Source organism: Micrococcales bacterium, assembly GCA_009784895.1.
Taxonomy (GTDB): domain Bacteria; phylum Actinomycetota; class Actinomycetes; order Actinomycetales; family WQXJ01; genus WQXJ01.
On the sequence record WQXJ01000099.1, the window covers coordinates 1 to 3,190 of the forward strand.

Consider the following 3,190-nt stretch of genomic DNA (forward strand, 5'->3'; position numbering starts at 1 on the left):
ACATTATTGCCTCGTTTCGCTCTATTCGATGATGGGGTTGTGTTTGCTTAGGGCTTGTCGGGTGACAGGCTCAGCTGCTTGCAGGTGCTGGTGGTCAGGCGACCGCCGGCTAGCACGGGTCTAGCCGGGGCCGACCGTTTGCCTGGCAGAACACCGCTGGGTGGTCCGCTAGGGGTGGGCATGAAGCGGTTTGCCGGCTAGATCCAAGAAGGCTTCGCCAATGGCTTCGGACTGGGTGGGGTGGGCGTGAATCAATTCCGCCACGTCCTCGGGGTGAGCCTCCCAACTGACTATCAGCTGGGCCGCGCCCACCAGTTCGCCAATCCGGGTGCCGATCATGTGCATGCCAACAACCGGTCCTCCGGCTACGCGCACCAGCTTGACAAAGCCTTGCGTGCCTAGCACCTGGGAACGGCCGTTGCCAGCCAGGTTGTATTCGATGGTTTCGATGGCGTCGGCGCCGTGGAGTTCCTTGGCCGCCGGTTCGCTCAGGCCAACCGAGGCGATCTCTGGTTCACAGTAGGTCACCCGGGGGATGTTGGCCTCGATCAGGCCTGGGACGTTGATACCGGCAATGCGCTCGGCCACGGCAATGCCCTGAGCAAAGCCGCGGTGGGCTAGCTGCAGGCCTGGGACAATGTCGCCAGCGGCCCAAATCCCGGGAATGCCGGTGCGCAACTGATCGTCAGTCAGCACAAAGCCGCGGTCCATCTTCAGGCCAACCTCTTCGTAGCCCAAGCCAGCGGTGTTGGGACCGCGACCCACTGCTACTAGGACCACATCCCCGCTGAGGGATTCGCCACTATCTAGCTGCAGGGTGGCCTGGTCGGCGTTCTGGCTAACGTCTTTCACCATGGCGCCGGTCTTGAAGGCAATCCCACGGCGCCTGAAGACGCGTTCCAAGGCCTTGCAGATGGCTGGGTCTTCGTTGGGGGCCAGACTGGGCAAGCCCTCAACTACCGTGACATTGGCGCCGAAGGAACGCCACATCGAAGCGAACTCCAAACCAATCACGCCGCCGCCCAGCACAATGGCGTTCTGGGGGATCCAGTCCATGGTCAACGCCTGGTCAGAGGTGATGACACGGCCCTCAATGTTCAGGCCGGGAATGGAGCGGGCATAGGAGCCGGTGGCTACCAGAACGTTGCGGCCTTCGACCCGTTGGCCAGCCACCTCAACAGCACCTGGGCCAATCAGCCGGCCGTGGCCGTTGATTAGTTCGACCCCACGGGCCGAAACCAAGCCGCTTAGGCCTTTGTAGAGCCGGTCAATCACGCCCTTCTTGAAGTTGTTGACCTGCTCCATGTCAATGCCGGTCAGCTCGGCTTGGATGCCGACGTGACTGGCATTGCGGACTTCATCAGCCACTTCGGCTGAGTGGAGCATGGCCTTGGTGGGAATGCAGCCACGGTGCAGGCAAGTGCCACCCACCTTGTCCGCCTCGATCAGGGCCACGTCTAAGCCCAGTTGGGCGCCGCGCAGTGCCGCAGCGTAGCCGCCGGAGCCGGCTCCCAACACCACCATGTCAAACAAGCGATCTGCCACTTTGCATCACACCTTCTTTAGTGTCTTGGCCGTTGGGCCTAGCGAAGTCATTTTGTTTCAGGACAATGAAAACAAGGTCCCACGCCATCCTTTCATGATCTGACGCCAACGAACCATGTGATTGAGAGTTAGGCACACTATTCTGGGGCGGTGAGTTGGTTCAGACGGTCAAAGCGGCCAAAGAACGGGCATCCGAATGTGGCGCAGGTCACGCAGAGCGAGGCGCGACGCGAGACCATGGCGCACCTGAAGGACTTTGTAGCCAGCCGTGTCGGAGTGGAAGCCTACATCGAGCCACCCAACAAGGACATTCAGACCACACTGCTGCTCATTGCCACCACCGGCGAGTGGACTAGGCGCAAAGTACCTGATGGCCGCGCCGCCCGCGACATTGCCGGGCAACTCGGCATCCCGGTTTATGACGTTAACTTCACCGGTTACCCCCAGCGCATGCGGGACTGGAACGCGGCCCACCGGACCAAGAAGAGGCCTGGCCAGTAGGTCAGATGGCACTCCAGGATTTTGCTGGGGTTCGGGGCCGGCCCTAGAATCTAAGCACCGGCCAGTTGGCATTGCGGGACTTCGCTGCCATACACAATCCCAGGACCGCTAGGCAGTCAGCGACATCGCTGATTGGCGGAGTCTGGGGAATGGCTCGAAGCCACTGATCGTTAATTTCGATGCACGTAGTTTGCTAAATAATGATCTGAGGTTTTGTGCGAGGTTTCTCCCGAACTGCTCTTGGCGCGGTTGTCACGTCTCTAGCGGTCTTTGGCTTGGTCGCCTCTGCTGCGGCGACACCGGTCAAGACCAGGTACGTTGAGGCGGCATCGGCCAGGTTTGACCTGCCCGCCGCGGCCGGCCAAGCCCAGGCAGTGACCCCGGTGATGCCGACCTGCCAGTTGCGGGTGCCTGCCGTCCCCGCCAACGAGCCCCTGGTGCCAGCTACCGAACCGGCACCCGCCAACGAGCCCGTCACGGATTTTCTGGTTGCCAAAGGCCCGGTCATCCCAAGCAGCGATCTGCCATTTAGCCCAGCATCGAAGATCAATGCCGTCGAGGCGGCCACCCCCACCAACGAGGTGGCCAGCGCTCCAGAGCCCGAGTCTCCAGGTGAAGCTGAGCCAACCGGCCAGGCCTATCAGAAGGTGACCGAACCAGCCGCCGAGCCGGCAGAAGCCAGTCCTGACCAACAGCCGGCCCCAGCGGCTACGGCACTGCCGGCTGGTGTTGACACCGAAATCGATTGGATCACCTTGGTGGATGGTGCCACCCCGGCTTTGGTCGGTGCCTACATCCAGTTGGCCACTGCCCAGGCGGCCCTGCCAGCGGCCGAAGAAGCGGTCGATGCGGCCATCGCGGCGCATGCTGAGGCCCAGAGGCGTCATGCCCAGCTGACCGACTCGCTGGCCACGGCAAGGCGCCAATTGGCCGAGATGACCCAACTAGCCGCAGCCGCCGACCAGACTCTCGACGAATCCAGCCTGGCTTTGGGTGCCATGGCCCGCGAGGCCATGACCAAACGCGGCACGTACGATCCTGGCTTCGCCGTGGTGCTGGGCAACGACACGGTTGACCGAGCCATTGGCGAGCACCATGCGCGCGAAGCCATTGGCACCGCGCGACGCGCCGCCATCAGCCAGGC

The 3,190-nt window shown here is 62.4% G+C and carries 3 protein-coding genes; 2 read left to right on the plus strand and 1 reads right to left on the minus strand.

What is annotated here, in order from left to right; genetic code table 11:
- Window positions 1-168: 168 nt before the first annotated feature.
- Window positions 169-1,524 carry a dihydrolipoyl dehydrogenase gene (lpdA, locus tag FWD29_10045; protein MCL2804269.1) on the minus strand — a complete coding sequence of 452 codons (1,356 nt, stop codon included), beginning with the start codon at window positions 1,522-1,524 and terminating at the stop codon, window positions 169-171.
- A 219-nt stretch (window positions 1,525-1,743) separates the two neighbouring features.
- Here lpdA and FWD29_10050 point away from each other — a divergent pair, with 219 nt between their 5' ends.
- Entirely contained in the window at window positions 1,744-2,046 is a 303-nt protein-coding gene (locus FWD29_10050; protein MCL2804270.1) for an oxidoreductase, read from the plus strand.
- A 215-nt stretch (window positions 2,047-2,261) separates the two neighbouring features.
- The coding region (locus FWD29_10055; protein MCL2804271.1) for a hypothetical protein at window positions 2,262-3,190 on the plus strand (929 nt) is incomplete at its 3' end.

Excerpts from the sequence above, each read along its gene's own strand:
- lpdA (MCL2804269.1), bottom strand. The coding sequence starts at position 1,524 with ATGGTGGTGTTGGGAGCCGGCTCCGGCGGCTACGCTGCGGCACTGCGC.